Source organism: Enterobacter sp. E20, assembly GCF_000801755.2.
GTDB lineage: Bacteria > Pseudomonadota > Gammaproteobacteria > Enterobacterales > Enterobacteriaceae > Enterobacter > Enterobacter asburiae_B.
Map to the genome: position 1 here is coordinate 2584064 of NZ_CP012999.1, position 24074 is coordinate 2608137.

Genomic DNA, 24074 nt, shown 5'->3' on the forward strand with positions numbered 1-24074 from the left:
TCCTTAGCTTAAAAAGTGACGCCCATTTTGATGCTCAGTTCCGGGTGCTGATCGACATACTTCATATAGCTTTCCGGGGTGGTGGTGAAGGTGACGACCGGGTCGATCAGATCTTCACAATTTAGATAGCCGTTCATCAGCAGTTCCCAGCAGGTCTCTTCAATACGTTTACGGTTCCAGCGCGGGTAATCCGGGTTGGGTTCGCTGCAGGCGCGGGAGAAGACAATCTTCGCGTTATTGAAATGCGCTTCGCGGCCGAGGTTAAAGCCTTCCGCGAACGGTTTCGCGAAGGCTACGTAGGAGATAGTGCCGCCATAGGCGAGCCCGCGCAGCGCGGACTGCAGCGCATCTGCAAAGCCGCTGGTTTCGATGATCACGTCCGCGCCCTGCTTCCCGGTCAGCTTTTTGATTTCCAGACCGACATCGGTGCCGATTGGGTTCAGACAGTGGTCAGCCCCATGACGGCGGGCAATCTCACAGCGATGTTCGATAGGGTCGACGCCGATGACGATTGACGCACCGGCTTTTTTCGCCAGCTGGATCGCAATTTGCCCAATGGCTCCCAGACCGACCACGACCACAAAGTCGCCCACACGGACGTTGGCATCACGCACGCCGCTCATGGCGAACTGCGCCGGATCGTAGCAAACGGCGTTTTTCCAGGAGGCGCCCTGCGGCATTTTGCGCAGCTTATAGTTATTCACCGCGTTAACGATCACCGTTTCCTGCAGCGGTGCGTAGCAGCAGACGCTGTCGCCGATCTGGTATTCCGTGACATCAGCACCGCATTCGATAATCTCGCCAACAATCATATTGCCCAGCTGGAACTTACCGAATTCGATCCCGCGGGCCGCCCCCTCTTCACGCGGCGTGAACATCTGCCACTCCGCGTTGAACTCTTCGTCAATAAACGGACTGGCGGCGCGGAAATCCACCACTTCGGTACCGTGTTTAGGCGCGCCAAAGCGGGCGCGAATTTTCACTTCATGGACGGCAACCGGACGATCTTCATATTCCACCAGCGCCGCCACGCGTGGCGCTGTCGCAACTAATTTTTTCATGACTGACTCCTTGTTAAAATTGGCCGCCTCAGCCCTTCACGCCACCGGCGGTCAAACCACTTTTAATAAAACGTTCAGACAGGGCGTACATGATGACCACCGGAAGCGCCGTCACCAGCGATGCCGCCATCATGCGACCCCAGATATAATCTGGCGTGCTAAAGAGCGTGTTCAGCCCAACCGGCAAGGTGAAATGGCTGGCGCTGGACAGGAAAATGGACGCAAACAGATAGTCGTTCCACGCCACCATGAAGCAGTAGACAAACACCGACACGAGCCCGGAAATCGCCAGCGGCACGGTGATGCGAAAGATGATTTGCAGGCGGTTAAGGCCGTCCATCATCGCGGCTTCTTCGATTTCGTCCGGGATGGTGTCGAAATAGCTGCGCAGCATGAACACCGCTGTCGGTAACGTTTGGGTCACCATGGTGATAATCAGCGCCAGCTCGGTGTCGTAGATCCCAAGGGCAGTGATGATTTTGAACAGCGGCACCACCAGCAATATCCCGGAGAACATGTAGACGGTGTAGAAACTCGCATTGATCGTCGTGCGGCCCTTAAAACGCAGTTTGGACAAGGCGTAAGCCCCCAGCGTGCCGAGAAATACGGCAATCACCGAGGAGGTCAGCGACACCACCATGCTGTTTTTGAAATAGTCCACGAACGGGAAAATCAGAGGGTTAAAGATGTCGACGTAATGCTGTAGCGTCCACGCCTGCGGCAAAATGGTCGGGTTAAGCGATATCGCCTCTTTCGCACTCTTAAACGACGTCATCAGCATCACGAAGAACGGGAACAGCGTGATGACCAGAAACACCGCCAGCCCGAGATAAAAACCAATACGGCTCAGTACGCGTTTATTTGTTGCCATTGAGGTTTACCCTTTTTCTGGTCAGCAGAATCACCGCGAAGATGATCACGAACAGCACGACGGAGATCGCCGCAGCCTTACCCAAATCATTGAAAGCGAATGCGGTTTTGTAGAGGTAGACGCCCAAAATATCGACCTTGGTCGTCAACAGGTAGACATCCGCAAACATGTAGAACATCCAGATAGTGCGGAGCGTCACCACCGTTGCCAGCACCGGCATAATCGCGGGCAGCGTAACGATTCGGAAACGCTGCCAGGCATTCGCGCCGTCCATTTCCGCCGCTTCATACAGCGACTTATCAATGGTCTGCAAAATCGCGAGGAACGAAATGAACGCGTACGGGAAGTAGCGCCAGATGGCGAACAGCACCACCAGTACAAAGCTGCTGCCAGGATTGTCGAACCACAGCGGCGCCTGGTCATACAGATGCAGCAGGTCAACGCCCAGATAGTTCACAATGCCGTAGCCGTTGTTGAACATGTATTTCCATGCAAACACCAGCGAAATGGACGGGGTGACGTAAGATAAAATCACCAGTGAACGTGCCGTTTTCCGCAGACGGAATTCACGGTTAAAGAAGATCGCCACCGCCAGCCCCAACCCCGTGCTGCCGATCACCACCAGCGCGGTGTACCAGAACGTCATCCACAGCGAGTGCCAGAATGCTGCATCACTGAGAATGCGAATGTAATTATCCAGCCCGACAAACACAGCGCTAATGCGCGGGTTAAGCGGCAGACGTAAGAAACTGATTTCAATATTGGAAATCATTGACCAGGCCACCAGGCCCCCCAGCAAAATCAGGCTGGGGGCCAACAGCAGCATGGCGAAAGGCATATCTGAACGACCAGAAAACAACGTCTTCATAATTTCCTTCCGCAGAGCGCTCCTATCGTTGTGAAATCAGATCGGTCAAACGCTTCTGGCTGTCACTAAGCGTGTTGCTGAGATCTTTTTTCCCCACCGTGACGTTATGCACCATGGAACTGATGATGCCGGACCCGGTAACGTCGCCCATGCGAGTGAAGTTTTTGTCGCCCACGGCGCCAAACACCTGCACATTCGGGAACTGCGCAATCAGTTCGTAAGGCAGTTGCCCAAACGCTTTAATCACATCGTTGTTTTTCCATGTATCGGTGCCCACCACCAGCTTGTTCACCGGCAGTGCCGCGCCGGGCGACATCATGACCCAGTCGGTTGCGTTTTGAGCCTGCTCCATCCAGGTCACAAACTTTTCAGCCGCCTGGGTCTCATCTTCGGTTTGACCGGTGGTAATCGTCAGCGACGTGACCATGCCGTAAACGGCAGAAGAGGTTTCTGTTGGGACGACGAAGCCCAGGTTGGCAGGGTTTCCGTCCTGGAATACCGCCGGAAGGATGTAGGTGGAGTAAACCGCCATCGGCGCAGAACCGTTCATGAAGGCATCTTTGATCTCCATGACGTCGTTTGAACCCGGCATGGTGGTCGCGGCCAGATCTTTATAAAACGCCAGGGCTTTTGCCATTTCAGGGGTATCGATGTTAACGTTCCCTTTGGCATCAAAAACGTTCGCGCCGCCAGAAAGCGCAAACTGGGAGAATGCCTGCTCCGTCATCACGCTTTCCGCGGTGGGCAGTGCAATGCCGTAATGTTTTTTGGCCGGGTCGTTAAGGCTCTGGCTGGCTTTCAGCAGCTGCGCCCAGTTATGCGGCTCCTGGATACCCGCCGCAGCCAGCGCATCTTTGTGATACCAGACGCCGGATAGCCAGGCGCTGACAGGCACACCCGTCCAGGCAGAACCGTCTTCCGTACGAACAACACGCAAGATGCCGTCATAGAAGGTGTCCTCGCCTACCGCTTTAATGGCTTCGCCGATAGCTTTGCGATCCAGCAGCTGTTCCTTGTCCATGACTTTCGCGTAGTCATGGCTGACTTCAATCACCTCTGGCAGCGCGCCCGTTCTGGCGAGCGTAATAACCTTGGTGTTGTAGGCATCCTCTTCGACCGGCACCTGTTTCACCGTGATGCCGGGGTTCTCTTTCTCGAACTTTTCGATAAGCTTCGTGATAACCGCCTGGCGCTCCTGCTCGACTGACGAGTGCATAAACTCAATGGTGACAGCAGACTTTTTGTCGTCCTTGCATCCTGATAACAAGGCGCACGAAACCAGTGCTGAAATCAGCACAATTCTGGGCATTTTCATTTTTAAGGTCCTTTTTAGTTTTCTTTAATCCACAACACCTGCCATGGATATAGGGTCAGCGTTTTATCTGTAATATCTTTCCCGGAAATCAACTCCGTTCCGGAATGAATATCGGATTCCACCGTTTGAATGCCATCACTGAAATTAAACAGCGCCGTTACTTTCTCACCACAATCCGCCACGCGAACGATTTTTAAAACATGTTTACCTGACGCACTGAAATAAGCTTCACTGTCAGGTTGGAATGCTTTCTCCGCCCGACGCAGCGCGATTAACTGGCTTAACGAGCAATAGATCTGAGAACGCAGGCTATTTTTATCTTCAAGCAGGCTATCAATTTGCCCTGCCGTGTATTTCTCACGATTAATCGCACGGTTATATCCCAGGCGTTCAACACCTGCATAATCATTACGGGAACCGAGAATGCTCTGGATATAAACCGCAGGCACGCCTGGGAAGCTTAAAAGGACGGCATGCGCCAGAATAAACCGGGCAATCCGTTGGCTATCAAGACTGTCACGCGTACTTAAAGCATCCAGATAGGTCACATTAATTTCATAAGGACTGCGTGTACCATCCGGGTTATTTTTCCAGTTAACCAACGCCCCTTCAGCCTGAAGTTTTTCCACAAGCGAGAGGATTTCCGACTCGGGTAAAATTCCGCGTAACGGATTCAGACCAATCCCGTCATGCGAGGCCAGGAAGTTAAACCAGGTGGTTTTCGTGGAAGGCAACGTCAGCGACGCTGCCCACTGGCTCAGCGTCCCGACGTCCTGAGAATGCACCGCATGCAGCACCAGCGGGGGCAAAGAGAACTGATAAACCATCTGCGCTTCATTTTCGCCGTCACCGAAGTAAGCAACGTTATCTTTATGCGGAACGTTCGTCTCGGTAATAATCACCGTTCCAGGGGCGACAGCCTCGGTAATCGCGCGGAAAAGCTGGATGAGCTGGTGGGTTTGCTCAAGGTGGATGCAGTTTGTTCCGGGTATTTTCCACATGAATCCCACCGCATCCAGACGAATGTATCGCGCCCCTTCAATCAGGTAATGCAGCAGCACGTCGACCATCGCGATCAGCACCTGCGGAGAGGCGAAATTGAGATCGACCTGGTCCTCGCTGAAGGTGGTCCACAGGTGTCGCACGCTGCCGTCATGCAGCGTGAAAGGTGTAAGAAGCGGTAAGGCACGCGGACGCGTCACCGCGGATAAGTCTGTTTCAGGATCGACAGAAATAAAGAAATCTTCATATCCTGGCATTTGCTTCAGATAATTAGCGAACCATTTGCTTTTGGCTGACATATGGTTGCATACGAAATCGAACATTAAACTGGCTGACTGTTTTAATTCAGCAACGTCTCGCCACGTTCCGGTTTCCGGTGCAACCTCGTGATAATCGATAACAGAAAAACCGTCGTCCGAAGACCATGGATAAAAAGGCAAGAGATGAACATGAGAAAAAGAACGAGAAAGCCACCTGTTATAAAAACGTGTAAACACCGGTAGCGCCTTCTCCCCTTTCGCTGAAAACTGATCGGCATAGGTAATCAGGACAACGTCTTTTTCATCCCAACCCGTTTTACGTTTTTCCGTAATAACAGAAGCGGCATTTCCAATATTTTCCAGCAGCACATTAAGATGGGCGTAAGAAAACGTTTCCCCGTAAACAATATTAATGAGTTCTTTAATTTTTGTATTCATTTCATTTTCCATGGTAGCGGTCCCACGGAGTGGCAATCTACTCCCATGAAAAATATCTGTCAACGGACCAGAAAGGAGAAAAAGGTGATTGCAAAGCAGCTCAGCGCAATATTGTGAGCTGCCGCAAAGAAAGAACCGGGAAAAGAGGAAATGCGGTTAACCGTCGCCAGTCCCTCCCCCGTAAGGGATAGGGCTAACGCCAGCAGGAATTATTGGGATAAGTAACGGCGAGAAAGCCGTTTTGCCACCTTTTGCAGCAGCGGTTCGAGCGCCACGGCCAGCACCATTCTGACCGGTTTGCGGGCAACGGATTTGATCGCCCAACCCGCCACGCCTGCCGGGCCGAACCGTAACGCGGTCAGCAGGACCAGTTTACCTGCGATTTTCAGGCCGGGTTTTACCTTCTGACCGGCCTGTTGCCAGTGTTGTTTCATCTCATCTCTCTCTTAAAGCTGACGAAAGCGACTTCTCAGCGTAAAGGTATCCGACGTGACATAGCGTTCCATTTCCCGTAGCCGCTTCTCACCGGCGGCGAGTTGCTCATCAACGGCATTGAGAAGATCGCTGCTGGTCGGAGCTCCCTCCGCAGCCAATTCTCCTTCTGGCATCGGGTCAAGAACAAACGACAGGACGATGTATGCCACCAGGGTAATAAACGCCAGGCCGAAGAATATCGATAGCACCGCGACCACGCGGACAAGTTTGACCGGGACATCAAGATAGTGAGCCAGCCCGGCACAAACGCCGCGCACCATGCCCTGCTGTGGAATACGCCACAGCTTTTTGTTCAGATTCAGTCCAGACATTAACGGTCCCTCCAGTTTGGATGCTCAGCATCCAGGATGGCTTCCAGCGCCTGAATGCGTTCGCGCATTTTGTTCGCCTCGTCGGAGAGCTGCACCAGACGCTGTTGTTCACTCTGGGAGAGTTCGCCCCGAGAAGAACGGTTGCTGTAGTGCAGCCATAGCCAAATCGGCAAAACGAACAGCACGAAAATTGTCAGGGGAATAGCCAGAAAAAGCGCGCTCATGTGTACTCCTTGTCTTATGATGCGGCACGCTCAGGTGCCGCAGGAATTATTATTGGTTGTCTTGCTTCATTTTGGCTTTCAGTGCCGCCAGCTGCTCGCTGATTTCATCATCAGCCTTCAGATCGGCGAACTGTTGATCCAGCGACTTCTGCTTGCCGATGCCGTGGCTTTCAGCTTCCGCTTCCATGTGGTCGATACGACGTTCAAACGATTCAAAACGCGCCATCGCTTCATCAAGCTTACCGCTGTCCAGCTGACGACGCACGTCGCGGGAAGAGCTTGCCGCCTGGTGACGCAGGGTAAGCGCCTGCTGACGCGCGCGGGTTTCGTTAAGTTTATTTTCAAGCTCACCAATCTCTTTCTTCATACGGGTGAGCGTGTCGTCCACCAGCGTGACTTCATGCTCGAGCGTCGCGACCATATCAGCCAGCTTCTGTTTTTCGATCAGCGCCGCACGGGCCAGATCCTCTTTGTCTTTACGCAGCGCAAGTTCCGCTTTTTCCTGCCATTCGTTCAGCTGAGCGGTAGCTTGTTCAATGCGACGCGTAAGCTGTTTTTTCTCCGCCAGCGCGCGGGCGGAGGTAGAACGCACTTCAACCAGCGTGTCTTCCATCTCCTGAATCATCAGGCGGACCAGCTTCTGCGGATCTTCTGCTTTCTCAAGCAGCGAGTTGATGTTGGCGTTCACGATGTCGGCAAAACGAGAAAAAATACCCATAATCAAATCCTCATAGTTCTGTTATCGGGCTATGCCCTGCTGTACTGATAATACAAACATCATGCCAGGTTTTTATCTTATTGATTTCACTGAGTCTGATTGATTTTTACGCAGTGAAGAACTATTCTTCCCTGGTGAATATCGCTAAGGAGTGGTTAATTTCATCATGCCCGGATACAAAGACAATTTACTCGGCGAAGCAAACAGCTTTCTCGAAGTGCTGGAACAGGTCTCTCGCCTGGCGCCGCTCAATAAACCGGTGCTGATCGTCGGTGAACGCGGAACGGGGAAAGAGCTGATAGCCAACCGTCTGCATTACCTCTCCGGGCGCTGGGATGGCCCCTTCATTTCCCTTAACTGCGCGGCGCTGAATGAAAACCTGCTCGACACCGAGCTCTTCGGCCATGAAGCGGGGGCGTTTACCGGTGCCCAGAAACGCCATCCCGGACGCTTTGAGCGCGCCGACGGCGGTACGCTGTTTCTGGATGAGCTGGCCACCGCGCCCATGCTGGTGCAGGAAAAACTGCTGCGCGTGATTGAGTACGGCGAGCTGGAGCGCGTCGGCGGCAGCCAGCCGCTGCAGGTTAACGTACGCCTGGTGTGCGCCACGAACGCCAACCTGCCGGAGATGGTGGCGGAGGAGAAATTCCGTGCCGACCTGCTTGACCGCCTGGCCTTTGACGTCGTTCAGCTTCCTCCCCTGCGCGAGCGCAGAAGCGACATCATGCTGCTGGCAGACCAGTTTGCGATTCAGATGTGCCGCGAGCTCGGACTGCCGCTGTTCCCCGGCTTCAGCGATTATGCGCAGGAGACGCTGCTGGCTTACCACTGGCCGGGAAATATCCGTGAACTGAAAAACGTCGTGGAGCGCTCCGTCTATCGCCACGGCAGCAGCGAGACGGAGCTGGACAATATCATTATCGATCCTTTTCAGCGCAGCGTAGCGCCACTGTCCGCACCAGCGTCTTCAGGCGATCTCCCTACTCTCCCCCTTGATTTACGCCAGTTCCAGAACGATCAGGAGAAACAGCTGCTGGAGCAAAGCCTGAAGACGGCGAAATATAACCAGAAACGGGCGGCTGAACTGCTGGGTCTGACCTACCATCAATTGAGGGCATTGCTCAAAAAGCATCAAATGCGCTGACAATATCAGCACTTACCTGCAGACATTTTTACGAAGCAGGCGTAAGTGCGATACACTTTGCAGATCGAACCTAAAAACCTTAAAAATTATGCGTCTGGTTTTATCGTCCTTTTTAGCACTCGGTCTGTTTAGCAGCCTGGCCTTTGCCGCGCCCGGGCAAACTCCCCAGCCTGACATTCGTGACAGCGGCTTTGTCTATTGCGTAAGCGGCCAGGTGGATACCTTCAACCCGCAAAAAGCGGGCAGCGGCCTGATCGTGGATACCCTGGCCGCGCAGCTTTACGACCGTCTGCTTGATGTTGACCCATACACCTACCGTCTGGTGCCTGAGCTGGCGGAAAGCTGGGAAGTGCTGGATAACGGCGCAAAGTACCGTTTTCACCTGCGCGATGACGTCGCGTTTCAGCGCACGCCTTGGTTTACCCCCACGCGCAAGCTGAACGCAGATGACGTGGTCTTTACCTTCCAGCGCATCTTTAACCGCAACCACCCGTGGCATAACGTTAACGGGGATAATTTCCCCTATTTCGACAGCCTGCAGTTTGCTGACACCGTCAAAAGCGTGCGCAAGCTGGACAACCGGACGGTTGAATTTACGCTGACGCGCCCGGATGCCTCCTTCCTCTGGCACCTGGCGACCCACTATGCGTCAGTCATGTCCGCTGAATACGCGGCGAACCTGACGAAAAAAGATCGTCAGGAGTTACTCGATCGTCAGCCGGTCGGCACCGGTCCGTTCCAGCTCGCTGAATACCGCGCCGGGCAGTATATTCGTCTGCAGCGTCATGAGCATTTCTGGCGCGGCACCCCGCTGATGCCGCAGGTGGTGGTCGATCTCGGTTCAGGTGGAACAGGACGTCTGTCGAAACTGCTCACCGGGGAGTGCGACGTGCTCGCCTGGCCCGCGGCCAGCCAGCTCACCATTTTGCGTGACGATCCGCGCCTGCGCCTGACGTTACGCCCCGGCATGAATATCGCTTATCTGGCCTTTAACACGGATAAGCCGCCGTTGAATAACCCTGCCGTACGCCACGCTCTGGCGCTGGCGATTAACAACCAGCGTTTGATGCAGTCGATCTACTACGGCACGGCGGAAACCGCCGCCTCAATTTTACCGCGCGCCTCGTGGGCCTATGACGGTGAAGCTAAAATTACGGAATACAATCCGGCAAAAGCGCGTGAACAGCTGAAGGCGCTGGGGGCGGAAAACCTCACTTTGCAGCTTTGGGTGCCAACCAGCTCCCAGGCGTGGAACCCGAGCCCGCTCAAGACCGCCGAACTGCTGCAGGCAGATATGGCGCAGGTGGGCGTCAAAGTGATCATCGTACCGGTTGAGGGCCGTTTCCAGGAGGCGCGCCTGATGGACATGAATCATGATTTAACCCTGACCGGCTGGGCGACCGACAGTAACGATCCGGACAGTTTCTTCCGGCCGCTGCTGAGCTGTGCGGCGATAAATTCGCAGACCAACTACGCCCACTGGTGTAACCGGGAGTTTGACGCAGTGCTGCAAAAAGCGCTGGCTTCCCAGCAGCTGGCCTCACGCATCGACGCCTATGATGAAGCGCAGAAGATCCTTGCCCAGGAACTGCCGGTGCTGCCGCTGGCCTCTTCCCTGCGTCTTCAGGCCTATCGTTATGATATTAAAGGCCTGGTGCTGAGTCCGTTCGGCAACGCCTCGTTTGCCGGCGTGTCGCGTGAAAAAGAACAAGAGGTGAAAAAACCATGATTATTTTTACCTTACGTCGGCTCCTTTTGCTGCTGGTGACGCTCTTTTTCCTGAACTTTGTCGGCTTCAGCCTGAGCTATTTCACGCCCCACGCCCCGCTCCAGGGGTCGTCGCTGTGGGATGCCTGGCTGTTCTGGTTTAACGGGCTGCTGCACTGGGATTTCGGCGTGTCCAGCATTAACGGGCAGCTGATTTCCCAGCAGCTGAAAGAGGTTTTCCCGGCCACGATGGAGCTGTGCATTCTGGCCTTCGGCTTTGCCCTGATGGTCGGCATCCCTGTGGGCATGCTGGCCGGGATCTATCGCAACAAATGGCAGGATAAGTTTATCAGCGCCCTCGCCCTGTTCGGCTTTTCCATCCCGGTATTCTGGCTGGCGCTGCTGCTGACGCTGTTCTTCTCGCTGACGATGGGCTGGCTGCCGGTTTCGGGTCGCTTTGACCTGCTCTATACGGTTAAAACGGTGACGGGTTTTGCCATCATTGACGCGTGGCTGTCCGATTCGGTGTGGCGCCATGAGATGATCGTCAGCGCCGTGCGCCATATGGTATTGCCGGTACTGACGCTGGCGGTTGCGCCAACAACCGAAGTGATCCGCCTGATGCGCCTGAGCACTATCGAGGTGTTTGACCAGAACTACGTCAAAGCCGCCGCCACGCGCGGGTTGTCCCGCCTGACCATACTGCGCCGCAACGTCCTGCACAACGCGCTGCCGCCGGTTATTCCGCGTCTGGGATTACAGTTTTCCACCATGCTGACGCTGGCGATGATTACCGAGATGGTCTTTAGCTGGCCAGGCCTGGGGCGATGGCTGATTAACGCCATCCGCCAGCAGGACTACGCCGCTATTTCTGCGGGCGTGATGGTGATTGGTTCGCTGGTGATTATTGTTAACGTGTTGTCCGATATTCTGGGTGCCATGGCTAACCCATTGAAGCATAAGGAATGGTATGCCTTACGATAGCGTATACAGTGAAAAGCGCACGCCCGGCGTGCTGCGTACCGTGTGGCGTAAATTCTATGGTGACACCACGGCGATGATCGGCCTTTACGGCTGCGCCGGCCTGGTGTTGCTTTGCGTCTTTGGCTCGTGGTTTGCGCCGTACGGCATCGACCAGCAGTTCCTTGGCTATCAGCTTCTGCCGCCGTCCTGGTCACGCTACGGCGAAGTCTCTTTCTTCCTGGGAACGGACGACCTCGGACGTGACGTGTTGAGCCGCCTGCTGAGCGGTGCAGCCCCGACGGTCGGCGGCGCATTTGTGGTGACGCTCGCGGCTACGATCTGCGGGCTGGCGCTCGGTATTTTTGCGGGATCCACCCATGGCCTGCGTTCGGCGGTCCTTAACCACATTCTGGATACGCTGCTGTCGATTCCGTCCCTGCTGCTGGCAATCATTGTTGTTGCCTTTGCCGGTCCGCATCTGTCGCATGCCATGTTCGCCGTCTGGCTGGCTATCCTGCCCCGCATCGTGCGCTCGGTTTACAGCATGGTGCATGATGAGCTGGAAAAAGAGTACGTCGTTGCCGCGCGTCTGGACGGCGCGACGACCTTCAACATTCTGTGGTTTGCCGTGCTGCCCAACATCGCCGCCGGGCTGGTCACAGAGATCACCCGCGCCCTGTCGATGGCGATCCTGGACATCGCGGCGCTCGGCTTTCTCGACCTCGGTGCACAGCTGCCGTCGCCCGAATGGGGTGCAATGCTCGGCGACGCGCTGGAGTTGATCTACGTAGCACCCTGGACGGTCATGCTGCCGGGTGCGGCCATTATGGTGAGCGTGCTGCTTATCAACCTGCTGGGCGACGGTATTCGCCGTGCAATTAACGCGGGGGTGCAATAATGCCGCTTCTTGATATTCGCAATCTCACCATCGAATTCAAAACCGGTGAAGGCTGGGTTAAAGCCGTCGATCGCATCAGCATCACCCTCGCGGAGGGTGAAATTCGTGGGCTGGTGGGGGAATCCGGCTCGGGAAAAAGCCTGATTGCCAAGGCTATCTGCGGCGTGGCGAAAGACAACTGGCGCGTGACGGCAGACCGTATGCGTTTTGATGATATCGATCTGCTGCGCCTCTCCCCCCGCGAGCGGAGAAAGCTGGTCGGGCATAACGTCTCGATGATTTTCCAGGAGCCGCAGTCCTGTCTCGACCCGTCCGAACGCGTGGGTAAACAGCTCATGCAGAACATTCCCGGCTGGACCTATAAAGGCCGCTGGTGGCAACGCGTTGGCTGGCGCAAGCGCCGCGCCATCGAGCTTTTACACCGCGTCGGGATCAAAGATCACAAAGATGCGATGCGCAGCTTCCCCTATGAGCTGACCGACGGCGAATGTCAGAAAGTGATGATTGCCATCGCGCTGGCAAATCAGCCGCGTTTGCTGATTGCGGATGAGCCCACCAACGCGATGGAACCCACCACGCAGGCGCAAATTTTCCGCCTGCTGTCGCGTCTCAACCAGAATAACAACACCACCATTTTGCTGATCAGCCATGACCTGCAAATGCTCAGCAAATGGGCGGATAAAATTGACGTCATGTACTGCGGGCAAACGGTCGAAACCGCGCCGAGTGAAGATCTGATCGGCGCGCCGCATCATCCGTATACGCAGGCGCTTATCCGCGCCATTCCGGATTTTGGCAGCGCGATGCCGCATAAGAGCCGCCTGAATACCCTGCCGGGGGCGATTCCGCTGCTGGAATCCCTGCCGATAGGCTGTCGTCTGGGGCCAAGGTGCCCCTATGCTCAGCGTAAATGTATCGAGACGCCACGCCTGACCGGGGCCAAGAATCATCTGTACGCCTGTCATTTCCCGCTGAACATGGAGAGAGAGTGAAATGGTCGAAACCTTACTGGAAGTTCGCAACCTGAGTAAGACCTTTCGCTACCGCACAGGGCTGTTTCATCGTCAAACTGTCGACGCGGTGAAGCCGCTGAGCTTTACGCTGCGTGAAAAACAGACCCTGGCGATCATCGGCGAGAACGGTTCCGGGAAATCCACCCTGGCGAAAATGCTCGCCGGCATGGTTGAACCCACTGCAGGCGAAGTATTGATTGACGATCATCCTCTGACGTTCGGCGATTACTCTTTTCGCAGCCAGCGCATCCGCATGATTTTCCAGGATCCCTCAACCTCGCTTAACCCGCGCCAGCGCATCTCTCAGATCCTCGATTTTCCGCTGCGCCTGAACACCGACCTGGAGCCAGAGGCGCGCCGTAAGCGCGTATTTGAAACCCTGCGTATGGTTGGGCTGTTGCCGGATCACGAAAGCTACTACCCGCATATGCTGGCCCCCGGCCAGAAACAGCGCCTGGGCCTGGCGCGTGCGTTGATTTTGCGGCCAAAAGTGATCATTGCTGATGAGGCGCTTGCCTCGCTGGATATGTCGATGCGCTCGCAGCTGATTAACCTGATGCTGGAATTGCAGGAAAAACAGGGGATCTCGTATATCTACGTCACCCAGCATCTGGGAATGATGAAGCACATCAGCGATCAGGTGATGGTCATGCACCAGGGCGAAGTGGTCGAGCGCGGCAGCACGGCGGATGTGATGGCCTCTCCGCTTCATGAGCTGACAAAACGGCTGATTGCCGGGCATTTCGGTGAAGCATTGACCGCCGATGCGTGGAGAAAAGACCGCTAAGCGCGACGCTTCACAAAAACTACCCCATTAAATTAAGGATTAAATAGCCTGCGTGCGCTATTTAATCCTTTAATTTTGCGTCTCCATCCCTGCTCCATATTTTAAGCAATATCAATCAACAGTTCTTCTCCAGAATATCCGGACATTACGGAGGAGAAGAAATGAACACCGCCACTTACGTTTTAAAATACACAGAGTATCTCATCAGAAAATGCCGCTCATTTTTAATGACGGACCTGCATTTTCATACCGTGAGGCTTAAGAAAACAACCGGGAAAACCCCTGACATTAACTCGCCCACGACGTTGAGTGAAAAAATATGTCATCGTCTGGTCTATGACCATAATAACTTCTACACGATGCTTGCGGATAAACTCGCCGTTCGGGCATACGTTTCCTCCAGAACAACGCGCGTGAAAACGGTGCCATTAATTGGCGTTTATACCCGGCCGTCGCAGATTGATTTTTCAGTTCTTCCTGACAAATTCGTCCTTAAGTGCAACCATGACAGCGGCAGCACAATAATATGTACAAACAAAGCGCAATTTAATGAAAAAGAAGCGTGTAAAAAGCTGAGCCTCGCGTTAAAGAAAAATCTTTACTACACCACGCGCGAATGGCAGTACAAAAACATTACGCCGAGTATACTTTGCGAGCCGTTTGTCGATCTCTTCGACGACGCTGACAGGAACACAACGCCCGAAATGCTGAGGATCCATTGTTTTCACGGCGTTGCCCGCTATGTTGAAGCGGATTTTACGGATGATAACGGCAAAGGGTTTATCAACGTTTATGACAGGTACTGGAACTTACAACCCTTCCGGATGGAATATCCAAATACTTCAGCAGAACCAGGCGAACCGCTCTTGTTCCGCCAGGCTTTGTTGGCCTCCCAGGAGCTGGCGGATGGAATTGACTACTGCCGCGTTGACCTTATGCTAAAAAAAGATGAAATCTATTTCAGCGAAATAACCTTAAGCCCGAGACGCGGTAAGCTGACGATTACCCCCCAGGAGTGGGATGCAAGGTTAGGAAAAATATGGCATTTATCGCCGGCAGGCACATTTGACCTGCCGCTGAAGCTCACGAGTCGGGCCAGGTGAGTTTAAATATCGAGTGGTTTTGCGTCGATAGGGTATAGGTAACATCGCCACCATGAGCCAGCATGATGGCTTTTACCACCGACAAGCCCAAACCACAGCCTTCCGGGTTCACATGTCTGGCGCCATTATCGCGCTGAAAGGGCTGAAACAGGAAATCATGAAACTCTCTGGGGATGCCCGGTCCCCCGTCCTGAATAAGGATAAAATTGCCTTTATCAGAAACGCCATTTTTCACGATGAGCGTGCGCGAGGTTGAATAGTGTAAGGCATTATCAAATAAAACGGTCAGACACTGATTGATGCGTAATGGATCGAATATGCACTGCTGCTCCCTCAGGTCTGTATTGACGGTAAACGCCTTACGGCTGAACTCGGGCATGAACGTATCGAGTGCGTTCTGTATTGTCCCTTTTAGATCCGTTCTTGACTGGCATAACGTGTATCCCGCCCCGCCATCCGAACTGATAACCCGGAGATCTTCAATCAGGCGGGTTAACCCTTCCGTCTGTTTGAGAAGGTTATTAAACAGCACCGGATCCGGGGTAAAAACGCCGTCAACCAACCCCTGAAGCCGTCCGCGTAAGATCGTGACCGGGGTTCTCAGCTCATGCGCGATAACGGCATTCCAGGATTTCCTCTGAATATCCAGCGTCTGTAATTTTTCCGCCATTTCATTGAAATCCGTCACCAGGTGATTGATCTCACCCAGCCGGGAACTGGCGCAGAATGCCCGGGCGTCCAGATCGCCCTGAGAAATCTTTTTCAGGCTGGACGCTACCGCGTTTAGCGGGGTGAGGATCCGCGATGACAGTTTGACCGTGAAAAAGAGCGCGATAATCATACTGATCGTTGTCGCGGTCCCAATCCATACCCAGTCCCACATCGTCATCTGCTCGTCATCGCCCGCAGCAGGGCCGCCCGGGAGGTGATCCAGAATAAAGGAGTAAAAAAACCAGGAGCCGAGTATGGCGATGGCAATGATCGTAAACGTCAGCAACAGCATATACGTTAAGATCTGACGGCTCAGGACAGACTCTTTGTTCATTTCTTTTCCCCAAGCCGGTAGCCCATGCCTCTGATGCTCTCGGGAACACCATAGAGGCCGGCAAGCTCCAGTTTTTTACGCAACTTGCTCATGTGGCTGTCGACCGTTCTGTCGAGCGTATCCCCTTCCGGCAGACACGCGTTGAGCAGCTCTTCGCGGGAGCAGACCTTTCGCGGATATCTCACCAGGTATGTGAGCAATTTAAATTCGGTCGTCGTTAATACCGGGGAGACAACCTCTGCGCCCACGGTGACTTCCACGTAGAAGTCATCCGGATAGACCGTAATAAATGGCGTTCTGAGCGGCTGGGAACCCGCCTGCTGAAGCGCGGGTTTTGTCCTGCGCAGCACCGCCTCAACCCGGGCGACAACTTCAGAAGGGTTGAAGGGTTTGATCACGTAATCATCCGCGCCCAGCCTCAGCCCCATGAGCTTATCGACATCCTGATCGAGAGCGGAAACCATAATGACGGGGACAGCGCTTTCCTGACGAAGCGTGGTAAGTACGCTCCAGCCGTCACATACGGGCAGGTGAATGTCCAGCAATATGAGATCCGGTTTATGGAGGCGATTGAGCGCTATGGCCTGTTCGCCCTGCCTGGCTCGGAGCGTTTTCATTCCCGAACGATCCAGGTAGCTCATCAGTATATCGGCAATTTCGTCTTCATCTTCAACAACAAGGATCAGCGTATTTTTGTGCATTTTATCTCCGCGGGTGAAATCCCTTTGAGCTCGCTATCAGATATCTTTAGCACAATAAGACACAGCCTACGGGAAAAAGTGCCGTAGCTAAGAAAATTTCCCGGCTGATTTACCTGCCCGGTTATTTCTCCATACAGCCTACACATTCCGTCAATAATGACTCGACAATGCCCGTTCAAAATCGTTATTGAGACAAAACTCTTTTTACATTTAGCGTTGCACATTATCCCTGTTACTTAAAGACTTTATGAAGTTGGATGAAATAATGAACATGGAACTTTCTAAATATTTCTCCCCTAAAAAGCTGGGCATATATTCCCTGTTCCTGCTGCTGTCCTGGGGATTACTTTATACCTGGCTGATGCTGGTACACAAAATGGATGAAAAAGTCGCCTCTACGCTGCTCTCTTCACCCATTATCTATGGCTGCATCGCATTATCGGTTGTCTCTCTGATAATCCAGAATAAAGCCGGCGCGTTGACTGAGCTACTCGTCGTCGCCTTCTGGCTGTTGGTGATTTTTGTTTATCTCATTATTACGTTCACCGTGCTGTTAAACGCGATGCCCGATATCGAGGATCTGGTCTTTTACTACGAGTGTTATTTGATCATTTTTTTTGGTGGAGCCCCGCTGTACCTTATTATGAGAATGATTTGAGCCGTTGCTCCACATAGCCTCCACAAACCGCCCATTTCCGCTAAACAGGCGCGCGGTAGACTCTCCCTCACGCTATTTTGTACAAAAATAACTCACCTAAGAATCTGATAAAACTTATCCATAATGATGAACCGTAATAATCTTCGTTCTTCTGAACCTGTCGGAGTGATGCACTCGCTAAAAAAACTCGCGATACGGCACCGGAAAAAACTGGTTGTCACTTTTTTCCTGGTGGTGGCCGAAAACGTGACGTTTTTACTTTATCCCGTTCTGGCTGGCATCGCGATAAATGCCATCCTCGCCGGTGAAACGCTTAACGCCGCGCTGTATGGCCTGATGGTACTTTGCATGTGGTTCATCGGAGCAGCCAGACGAAGCGTAGACACGCGCACGTTTGCACGCATTTATGCCGGACTCGCGGTTTCCGTCGTCCTGGCACAGCGCAAATATCAGCTTAACCATTCGGCGATCGCCGCCAGGGTAACGCTCTCGCGCGAATATGTGGATTTCTTTGAAATGCACCTTCCCCTGCTTATTACCTCGCTGAGCTCACTTTTTGGTGCCGCAATCATGTTGCTGTTTATTGAATTTTGGGCCGGCGTCATGTGCTTTGCGATTGTATTTATCCTGCTCGGATTTGTCTCAGGATATGCCCGTAAAAATGAATGGCTGTTCATGCGCCTGAATAATCGGCTGGAAAAAGAAGTGGATTATGTTCATAAGGCGGGCACGGCTACCCTTCACCGCCATTACTCCACGCTGGCGCGTTTGCGTATCGCATTATCTGACCGCGAGGCGTGGGGCTATTTGTGGGTCGGCGTGCTTGTTGCCGCGCTTTTTACGCTGACCATCGTCTGGATGACGCGCTCAACCGGCATCACTGCCGGACATATTTACTCGGTGATGACCTACATGTGGATGTTCGCGACGAGCCTCGATGACGCGCCGCAGCTTCTTGAGAAATTTTCGCAGCTCAGGGATATCGGCAAGCGCGTATCCACTGATGATGAAATTCACGTAACCGGACGTTAATTTAATGCCGCATTTTTTTATCGAACGCCCCGTTTTCGCCTGGGTAGTGGCGCTTTTTATCGTTCTGGCAGGGCTCCTGTCTATTCCCCGTTTGCCGGTTGCGCAGTATCCGGCGGTGGCGCCGCCTGGAATCATTATTTCCGTCAGTTACCCGGGGGCCAGCCCCGATATCATGAACACGTCGGTGGTATCGTTAATCGAGCGCGAAATCTCCGGCGTAGATAATTTGCTCTACTTTGAATCATCCAGTGACACAACCGGTTCGGCATCGATTACCGTCACCTTTAAACCGGGCACGGACATCAAGCTGGCGCAGATGGATCTGCAGAATCAGATTAAGATCGTCGAGCCTCGTCTGCCTCAGGCGGTAAGGCAAAACGGCATCAACGTCGAGGCCGCTAACTCTGGCTTTTTAATGATGGTGGGGCTGAAGTCCGCGACGGGTCAATTTGAGGAAGCCGATTTAAGCGACTATTTTGCCAGAAACGTCAGTGACGAGCTTCGTCGCGTGCCCGGCGTAGGGAAAGTTCAGCTGTTTGGCGGTGAAAAAGCGCTGCGCATCTGGTTAGATCCCATGAAGCTCCACGGCTACGGGCTTTCGGTAAGCGATGTTCTTACCGCCGTTGGCCAGCAAAATGCCCTTGTTTCGCCCGGCAAAACGGGAGATGAGCCAGCCTCTACAGGACAAGGGGTGACATATCCCATCACCGTGAAGGGACAGCTCTCCTCGGTAGAGGCGTTCAGGAATATCACCCTGAAATCTGACGCATCCGGCGCCCGCCTGAAACTGTCCGACATTGCGCGGATTGAATCTGGCCTGCAAAGCTACGCCTTTGGTATCCGTGAAAATGGCGTGCCCGCAACGGCGGCAGCAATCCAGCTCTCGCCTGGCGCGAATGCGATGAGCACGGCTTCCGGCGTACGGGCGCGCATCGACGAACTTTCCCGGGTGTTACCCGACGGAATGGCGTTTACGATCCCCTTCGACACCGCGCCGTTTGTGAAACTTTCTATCATGAAGGTCGTTCAGACATTTGTAGAAGCGATGGTCCTCGTCTTCCTGGTTATGCTGCTGTTTCTGCACAAGATACGCTGTACGCTTATCCCGGCGATTGTTGCTCCCGTCGCGCTTCTTGGCACCTTCACGGTGATGCTATTGAGCGGCTACTCCATCAATATTCTGACGATGTTCGGCATGGTGCTGGCGATAGGGATTATCGTTGATGATGCCATCGTGGTCGTGGAGAACGTTGAACGACTGATGGAGGAAAAAAGCCTGTCCCCGCGCGACGCCACGCGGCAAGCCATGCAGGAAATCACCCCGGCGATTATTGGCATCACGCTGGTGCTGACCGCCGTCTTTATCCCCATGGGATTTGCGGAAGGATCCGTCGGGATTATCTACCGACAATTTTGTATTTCCATGGCGGTTTCCATACTGCTGTCCGCGTTTCTTGCCCTGACGCTGACGCCTGCCCTGTGCGCAACGTTACTCAAGCCGCATAAGCCAGGAAAGAGAGGCGGAAGGTTCGCGGTCGGGTTTAACGCGCGCTTTCGTTCGCTCACCGCCAGTTACGAAGCCGGGCTGGGTGCCGTTCTGAAGCGAACCGGGCGTATGCTGCTCCTGTACGCTGCGCTTTGTGCTGCGCTGTTTCTGGGATTGTCTTCGTTACCGTCGTCCTTTCTGCCGGATGAAGATCAGGGCAACTTTATGTCCTCAATCCAGCTGCCTTCTGATGCCACGATGCAGCGTACCCTCAACGTGGTTAAAAAATTTGAAGAGGAAATCGCGGCCCGGCCGGATATTGAAAGCAACATTATGATCCTGGGGTTTGGATTTTCAGGTTCAGGACCAAACTCGGCTATGGCCTTCACCACGCTGAAGGACTGGAAAAATCGGCAGGGTTCGACGGCTCAGGGTGAAGCCGACCATATACAGGCCAGCATGGCGAACGTCTCTGATGCCGTCACGATGAGCCTGCTCCCGCCGGCCATTTCGGATATGGGCACCTCGTCGGGCTTCACCTGGTACGTGCAGGACAGAGCGGGACTGGGCTACGAGGCGTTAAAGCGCGCTGCCGACGCTCTGGTCCTGCAGGCCAATCAGCGTCCTGAACTGAGTGACGTGTATATAGACGGTCTGCCGGAAGGAACAAGCCTTGCGCTCCAGGTGGACAGAGAAAAGGCGGAAGCAATGGGCGTCTCATTTGATGAAATCAACCAGACGCTCTCCGTCACCCTGGGCTCAAATTACGTCAACGACTATACGAACAACGGCCGCGTTCAGCAGGTGATCATTCAGGCCGATGCGCCCTACCGAATGCAGCCTGAGCAGATACTGACATTATCAGTGAAAAACCGGATGGGACAGATGGTGCCGGTATCGACGTTTGCCACGCTTTCCTGGAACGTTGCGCCCCAGCAGTTGACGCGTTATCAGGGATATTCGGCTATTCGCATTACCGGAAATGCGGCGCCGGGAGAGTCCAGCGGCACCGCAATGAAGGTTATGGAGGACGTGTCCATGAGTCTGCCTCAGGGCATGGCTGGCGAGTGGGCTGGGAGTTCATTGCAGGAGAGAAAATCGGAATCTCAGCTTCCGGGCCTTATCGTCCTGTCGATACTGGTCGTGTTTATGGTGCTGGCCGCCCTGTATGAGAGCTGGTCTATTCCATTTGCGGTCATGCTGGTCGTTCCGCTGGGTCTTATCGGCGCGGTAATCGCGGTGTCCGTTGCCGGCATGACGAATGACGTTTTCTTCAAGGTCGGCCTGATTACGCTTATCGGCCTGTCGGCCAAGAACGCCATTCTGATTGTTGAATTTGCCAGGCAACTCCATCGCCAGGGGCAGCCCCTGCTGGCGGCAACCATTCATGCCGCCGGCCAACGCCTGCGCCCTATTCTGATGACGTCGTTAGCCTTCACCTTAGGGGTTGTTCCGTTGATGCTGGCCCGTGGTGCGAGCGACAGTACGCAGCATGCCATCGGTACCGGCGTATTTGGCGGCATGATTAGCGGTACGCTTCTCGCCATTTTCTTCGTACCGGTTTTCTTTATCGTCATCGCGCGCTTCATCGACAGCCTCAGGAAAGCGTGAATACCCTCGCGGGATCGCGCTTCCTCGCTGGTTGGATGAGGTGAACCTGTTGCCGGGTGATATACTGGACGAATGCTGAAATTTTGAGCCCCCGCGAGTCCGCGGCGCATTCTTCGGGACAGGCGTCTACGGAGAACAGCGAGAAATATCGTGACACAAGGGGCTGTGAGTGGGCTATAATTTCGAGCTAATTTCGAATGATTTTGAAATACTGCCTGTAACGCTATGAATTACAAGGCAAAATTAGCAATGAATATAAGGATTAAAGCTATGGGTTTTCTTTCCGGTAAGCGCATTCTGGTGACTGGCGTTGCCAGCAAACTGTCCATCGCATACGGCATCGCACAGGCAATGCATCGCGAAGGCGCTGAGCTGGCGTTCACCTACCAGAACGACAAGCTGAAAGGCCGTGTTGAAGAGTTTGCCGCGCAGCTGGGTTCCAGCATTGTTCTGGAATGTGACGTTGCACAAGACGAAAGCATCGACGGCATGTTTGCTGAACTGGCAAAAGCATGGCCGAAATTCGACGGTTTCGTTCACTCCATTGGCTTCGCTCCTGGCGACCAGCTGGACGGCGACTACGTGAACGCGGTTACCCGTGATGGCTTCAAAATCGCTCACGACATCAGCTCCTACAGCTTCGTTGCGATGGCGAAATCCTGCCGCGCGATGCTGAACCCGGGCGCAGCCCTGCTGACCCTGTCCTATCTGGGTGCTGAGCGTGCTATCCCTAACTACAACGTTATGGGCCTGGCGAAAGCCTCTCTGGAAGCCAACGTACGCTACATGGCGAACGCAATGGGTCCTGAAGGCGTGCGCGTTAACGCCATCTCTGCAGGTCCTATCCGCACCCTGGCAGCTTCCGGTATTAAAGATTTCCGTAAAATGCTGGCACACTGCGAAGCGGTTACCCCGATTCGTCGTACCGTTACCATTGAAGATGTGGGTAACTCTGCAGCATTCCTGTGCTCTGACCTTTCCGCTGGTATCTCCGGTGAAGTGGTTCACGTTGACGGCGGCTTCAACATCGCTGCAATGAACGAGCTGGAAATTAAATAAGCTGTGACTCTCTTCCCGCACGGGAAGAGAGTTTTCCCCCCCCACCACCCCTTCGTTATTCCGTTCTGCTATTTGTTATCACCTAACAATATTTTTCCCTTTATCTGCCTTACGCCAGGATATTGATCGCCATTTTGAGATCAAGGAACGCACATGGAACAACGCCGTTTTTCCGGCAAAGGCCACTGGTATCACGAGACCCAGTCGAACCACGCGCAGACAGATGTTCTGCCTCTGGTGCCCGAAGCCGCTAACGTCGACGATCGTTTTTTGCTCGATTTAGCCCTGCCTGATGAGATTGTCGCCGCCTGTTCTGGCTGGCTTACCCCTGCCAGAGCCTTGTGCCACCAGCTGTTTCCGCTCTCGATTCCCGTGAACCGCCTGCATACGCTCAGCGCCTACGATCGGCTCAGCACCGCGCTAACGGTCGCCCAGGCCTGCGGCGTTCAGCGGCTCTGTAACCATTACGCCGCCCTCCTCGCCCCGCTTCCCGGCCCCGACTCCTCGCGTGAAAGCAACCGACGTCTGGCGCAAATTACGCAGTATGCCCGCCAGCTCGCCAGCTCTCCTGATGTGATTGATGATAAAGCGCAGAACCAGCTTGATGAGGTTGGCCTGTCAATATATGACATTGTGGTGATTAACCAGATTATCGGGTTTATTGGTTTTCAGGCGCGCGTGGTCGCGGTTTTTCAGGCGCTGTTAGGACACCCCGTTCGCTGGTTGCCAGGCCATCATATTCAGCCGCACACGCTGCCCGCGAGCCACGCCGCCTGGGTGCCGCTGTTGCCCGTCGTCGAGCTGCGCTATGCGAGTGCGCATCAGCTTGAGTCGCTGTCTCGCTGGCAGGCAGAACCCGCGCTGGAGGCGCTGACGCCGGTCCTTTGCCATGAGCCTTCGCTGCTCGACCTGACCGGAGAAATCCTGTTAAACACCCGCGAAGCGATCCCGCTGACGTCTCCCGCGCTTTCGGCGGCGGTCGAACTGCTGACGCGCTCTCCGGACCGCTTCAGCGCCGCGCAGTTTACCCCGCTCACGGATCAGGGACTCCCCGGCGAACATGCCATCACGCTGCTTACCCGGAGCGCGTGTACACAGACATTAAAGTTGTCTCCTTTAACATGAAAAAGACTTTAAAGTTGTCTACTTCTTCAGATAGACCTACTTAACAGGATACTAAGTAGGTCATCTCCTTTCTCGCGTAGCATCTCTCGACGTTCACAGCAGAGGACACGTTTCAAAATGTCATCCAAAATTTTTTTCCATTATCTGACGTTGGGTGATTTTGATGGTCAGCGAGTAGA

The 24074-nt window shown here is 54.0% G+C and carries 23 protein-coding genes; 12 read left to right on the top strand and 11 right to left on the bottom strand.

Annotation, left to right across the window (positions count from 1 at the left end; all coding sequences use genetic code 11):
- Positions 1-8 precede the first annotated feature (8 nt).
- From NI40_RS12135 to pspA, 9 genes are all read right to left on the bottom strand, one after another.
- Complete coding sequence (locus NI40_RS12135) at positions 9-1061, bottom strand: zinc-dependent alcohol dehydrogenase (protein ID WP_039262906.1); 1053 nt, start codon at positions 1059-1061, stop codon at positions 9-11.
- 28 nt (positions 1062-1089) lie between these two features.
- The gene (locus tag NI40_RS12140; protein ID WP_033145725.1) at positions 1090-1932 is read right to left on the bottom strand and encodes a carbohydrate ABC transporter permease; all 843 of its coding nucleotides are present in this window, start codon (positions 1930-1932) and stop codon (positions 1090-1092) included.
- Positions 1919-2800 carry a carbohydrate ABC transporter permease gene (locus tag NI40_RS12145; RefSeq protein ID WP_039262907.1) on the bottom strand — a complete coding sequence of 294 codons (882 nt, stop codon included), beginning with the start codon at positions 2798-2800 and terminating at the stop codon, positions 1919-1921. Before NI40_RS12145 ends, NI40_RS12140 begins: the two co-directional genes overlap by 14 nt.
- 22 nt (positions 2801-2822) lie before the next feature.
- The gene (locus NI40_RS12150) at positions 2823-4115 is read right to left on the bottom strand and encodes an ABC transporter substrate-binding protein (protein ID WP_039262909.1); all 1293 of its coding nucleotides are present in this window, start codon (positions 4113-4115) and stop codon (positions 2823-2825) included.
- Between the two features lie 14 nt (positions 4116-4129).
- Entirely contained in the window at positions 4130-5827 is a 1698-nt protein-coding gene (locus tag NI40_RS12155) for a sugar phosphorylase (protein ID WP_039262910.1), read from the bottom strand.
- Between the two features lie 197 nt (positions 5828-6024).
- On the bottom strand, positions 6025-6249 hold the full coding sequence (gene pspD / locus NI40_RS12160; RefSeq protein ID WP_023312043.1) for a phage shock protein PspD: 225 nt from the start codon (positions 6247-6249) through the stop codon (positions 6025-6027).
- A gap of 12 nt (positions 6250-6261) precedes the next feature.
- Entirely contained in the window at positions 6262-6621 is a 360-nt protein-coding gene (gene pspC / locus NI40_RS12165; protein WP_023312044.1) for an envelope stress response membrane protein PspC, read from the bottom strand.
- Positions 6621-6845 carry an envelope stress response membrane protein PspB gene (gene pspB, locus NI40_RS12170; protein WP_023312045.1) on the bottom strand — a complete coding sequence of 75 codons (225 nt, stop codon included), beginning with the start codon at positions 6843-6845 and terminating at the stop codon, positions 6621-6623. The genes pspC and pspB overlap by 1 nt, the downstream gene beginning before the upstream one ends.
- Positions 6846-6894: 49 nt before the next feature.
- The gene (gene pspA, locus NI40_RS12175; protein WP_033145729.1) at positions 6895-7563 is read right to left on the bottom strand and encodes a phage shock protein PspA; all 669 of its coding nucleotides are present in this window, start codon (positions 7561-7563) and stop codon (positions 6895-6897) included.
- A gap of 166 nt (positions 7564-7729) precedes the next feature.
- Between pspA and pspF the strand changes: the two genes are divergently transcribed.
- The 7 genes from pspF to NI40_RS12210 all read left to right on the top strand — a co-directional run bounded on the left by pspF (position 7730) and on the right by NI40_RS12210 (position 15178).
- Positions 7730-8707, top strand: a complete 978-nt coding sequence (gene pspF / locus NI40_RS12180) for a phage shock protein operon transcriptional activator (protein ID WP_039262911.1) — start codon at positions 7730-7732, stop codon at positions 8705-8707.
- An 88-nt stretch (positions 8708-8795) separates the two neighbouring features.
- Positions 8796-10436 (top strand): ABC transporter substrate-binding protein SapA, encoded by a 1641-nt coding sequence (gene sapA / locus NI40_RS12185; RefSeq protein WP_039262912.1) that lies wholly within the window; start codon positions 8796-8798, stop codon positions 10434-10436.
- Entirely contained in the window at positions 10433-11398 is a 966-nt protein-coding gene (sapB, locus tag NI40_RS12190; protein WP_023312049.1) for a putrescine export ABC transporter permease SapB, read from the top strand. Before sapA ends, sapB begins: the two co-directional genes overlap by 4 nt.
- The gene (gene sapC / locus NI40_RS12195; RefSeq protein ID WP_032656751.1) at positions 11385-12275 is read left to right on the top strand and encodes a putrescine export ABC transporter permease SapC; all 891 of its coding nucleotides are present in this window, start codon (positions 11385-11387) and stop codon (positions 12273-12275) included. The genes sapB and sapC overlap by 14 nt, the downstream gene beginning before the upstream one ends.
- The gene (gene sapD, locus NI40_RS12200; RefSeq protein WP_033145732.1) at positions 12275-13267 is read left to right on the top strand and encodes a putrescine export ABC transporter ATP-binding protein SapD; all 993 of its coding nucleotides are present in this window, start codon (positions 12275-12277) and stop codon (positions 13265-13267) included. The genes sapC and sapD overlap by 1 nt, the downstream gene beginning before the upstream one ends.
- A 1-nt stretch (position 13268) precedes the next feature.
- Positions 13269-14075, top strand: a complete 807-nt coding sequence (sapF, locus tag NI40_RS12205; protein WP_023312051.1) for a putrescine export ABC transporter ATP-binding protein SapF — start codon at positions 13269-13271, stop codon at positions 14073-14075.
- A 161-nt stretch (positions 14076-14236) separates the two neighbouring features.
- The gene (locus tag NI40_RS12210) at positions 14237-15178 is read left to right on the top strand and encodes an ATP-grasp fold amidoligase family protein (protein ID WP_039262914.1); all 942 of its coding nucleotides are present in this window, start codon (positions 14237-14239) and stop codon (positions 15176-15178) included.
- Here NI40_RS12210 and NI40_RS12215 read toward each other — a convergent pair.
- Positions 15159-16223: an ATP-binding protein gene (locus NI40_RS12215; protein WP_039262915.1), complete on the bottom strand. Its 1065-nt coding sequence runs from the start codon at positions 16221-16223 to the stop codon at positions 15159-15161. The genes NI40_RS12210 and NI40_RS12215 overlap by 20 nt on opposite strands.
- The gene (locus NI40_RS12220) at positions 16220-16924 is read right to left on the bottom strand and encodes a response regulator (protein WP_039262917.1); all 705 of its coding nucleotides are present in this window, start codon (positions 16922-16924) and stop codon (positions 16220-16222) included. The genes NI40_RS12215 and NI40_RS12220 overlap by 4 nt, the downstream gene beginning before the upstream one ends.
- A 247-nt stretch (positions 16925-17171) precedes the next feature.
- Between NI40_RS12220 and crrC the strand changes: the two genes are divergently transcribed.
- The 5 genes from crrC to NI40_RS12245 all read left to right on the top strand — a co-directional run bounded on the left by crrC (position 17172) and on the right by NI40_RS12245 (position 23895).
- Positions 17172-17582, top strand: coding sequence for a colistin resistant protein CrrC (gene crrC, locus NI40_RS12225; protein WP_127353313.1), 411 nt, complete (start codon positions 17172-17174; stop codon positions 17580-17582).
- A gap of 123 nt (positions 17583-17705) precedes the next feature.
- Positions 17706-18614: an ABC transporter six-transmembrane domain-containing protein gene (locus NI40_RS12230; protein WP_039262920.1), complete on the top strand. Its 909-nt coding sequence runs from the start codon at positions 17706-17708 to the stop codon at positions 18612-18614.
- Between the two features lie 4 nt (positions 18615-18618).
- Positions 18619-21711 carry a multidrug efflux RND transporter permease subunit gene (locus NI40_RS12235; RefSeq protein ID WP_039262923.1) on the top strand — a complete coding sequence of 1031 codons (3093 nt, stop codon included), beginning with the start codon at positions 18619-18621 and terminating at the stop codon, positions 21709-21711.
- A 270-nt stretch (positions 21712-21981) separates the two neighbouring features.
- The gene (gene fabI, locus NI40_RS12240) at positions 21982-22770 is read left to right on the top strand and encodes an enoyl-ACP reductase FabI (protein WP_003856831.1); all 789 of its coding nucleotides are present in this window, start codon (positions 21982-21984) and stop codon (positions 22768-22770) included.
- Positions 22771-22923: 153 nt separating this feature from the next.
- A complete protein-coding gene (locus NI40_RS12245; protein ID WP_039262925.1) occupies positions 22924-23895 on the top strand; it encodes a CMD domain-containing protein in 972 nt (323 codons plus the stop codon).
- Positions 23896-24074: the final 179 nt, after the last annotated feature.

Excerpts from the sequence above, each read along its gene's own strand:
- NI40_RS12135 (WP_039262906.1), bottom strand. The coding sequence starts at position 1,061 with ATGAAAAAATTAGTTGCGACAGCGCCACGCGTGGCGGCGCTGGTGGAA.
- NI40_RS12140 (WP_033145725.1), bottom strand. The coding sequence starts at position 1,932 with ATGGCAACAAATAAACGCGTACTGAGCCGTATTGGTTTTTATCTCGGG.
- NI40_RS12145 (WP_039262907.1), bottom strand. The coding sequence starts at position 2,800 with ATGAAGACGTTGTTTTCTGGTCGTTCAGATATGCCTTTCGCCATGCTG.
- NI40_RS12150 (WP_039262909.1), bottom strand. The coding sequence starts at position 4,115 with ATGAAAATGCCCAGAATTGTGCTGATTTCAGCACTGGTTTCGTGCGCC.
- NI40_RS12155 (WP_039262910.1), bottom strand. The coding sequence starts at position 5,827 with ATGGAAAATGAAATGAATACAAAAATTAAAGAACTCATTAATATTGTT.
- pspD (WP_023312043.1), bottom strand. The coding sequence starts at position 6,249 with ATGAAACAACACTGGCAACAGGCCGGTCAGAAGGTAAAACCCGGCCTG.
- pspC (WP_023312044.1), bottom strand. The coding sequence starts at position 6,621 with ATGTCTGGACTGAATCTGAACAAAAAGCTGTGGCGTATTCCACAGCAG.
- pspB (WP_023312045.1), bottom strand. The coding sequence starts at position 6,845 with ATGAGCGCGCTTTTTCTGGCTATTCCCCTGACAATTTTCGTGCTGTTC.
- pspA (WP_033145729.1), bottom strand. The coding sequence starts at position 7,563 with ATGGGTATTTTTTCTCGTTTTGCCGACATCGTGAACGCCAACATCAAC.
- pspF (WP_039262911.1), top strand. The coding sequence starts at position 7,730 with ATGCCCGGATACAAAGACAATTTACTCGGCGAAGCAAACAGCTTTCTC.
- sapA (WP_039262912.1), top strand. The coding sequence starts at position 8,796 with ATGCGTCTGGTTTTATCGTCCTTTTTAGCACTCGGTCTGTTTAGCAGC.
- sapB (WP_023312049.1), top strand. The coding sequence starts at position 10,433 with ATGATTATTTTTACCTTACGTCGGCTCCTTTTGCTGCTGGTGACGCTC.
- sapC (WP_032656751.1), top strand. The coding sequence starts at position 11,385 with ATGCCTTACGATAGCGTATACAGTGAAAAGCGCACGCCCGGCGTGCTG.
- sapD (WP_033145732.1), top strand. The coding sequence starts at position 12,275 with ATGCCGCTTCTTGATATTCGCAATCTCACCATCGAATTCAAAACCGGT.
- sapF (WP_023312051.1), top strand. The coding sequence starts at position 13,269 with ATGGTCGAAACCTTACTGGAAGTTCGCAACCTGAGTAAGACCTTTCGC.
- NI40_RS12210 (WP_039262914.1), top strand. The coding sequence starts at position 14,237 with ATGAACACCGCCACTTACGTTTTAAAATACACAGAGTATCTCATCAGA.
- NI40_RS12215 (WP_039262915.1), bottom strand. The coding sequence starts at position 16,223 with ATGAACAAAGAGTCTGTCCTGAGCCGTCAGATCTTAACGTATATGCTG.
- NI40_RS12220 (WP_039262917.1), bottom strand. The coding sequence starts at position 16,924 with ATGCACAAAAATACGCTGATCCTTGTTGTTGAAGATGAAGACGAAATT.
- crrC (WP_127353313.1), top strand. The coding sequence starts at position 17,172 with ATGAAGTTGGATGAAATAATGAACATGGAACTTTCTAAATATTTCTCC.
- NI40_RS12230 (WP_039262920.1), top strand. The coding sequence starts at position 17,706 with ATGATGAACCGTAATAATCTTCGTTCTTCTGAACCTGTCGGAGTGATG.
- NI40_RS12235 (WP_039262923.1), top strand. The coding sequence starts at position 18,619 with ATGCCGCATTTTTTTATCGAACGCCCCGTTTTCGCCTGGGTAGTGGCG.
- fabI (WP_003856831.1), top strand. The coding sequence starts at position 21,982 with ATGGGTTTTCTTTCCGGTAAGCGCATTCTGGTGACTGGCGTTGCCAGC.
- NI40_RS12245 (WP_039262925.1), top strand. The coding sequence starts at position 22,924 with ATGGAACAACGCCGTTTTTCCGGCAAAGGCCACTGGTATCACGAGACC.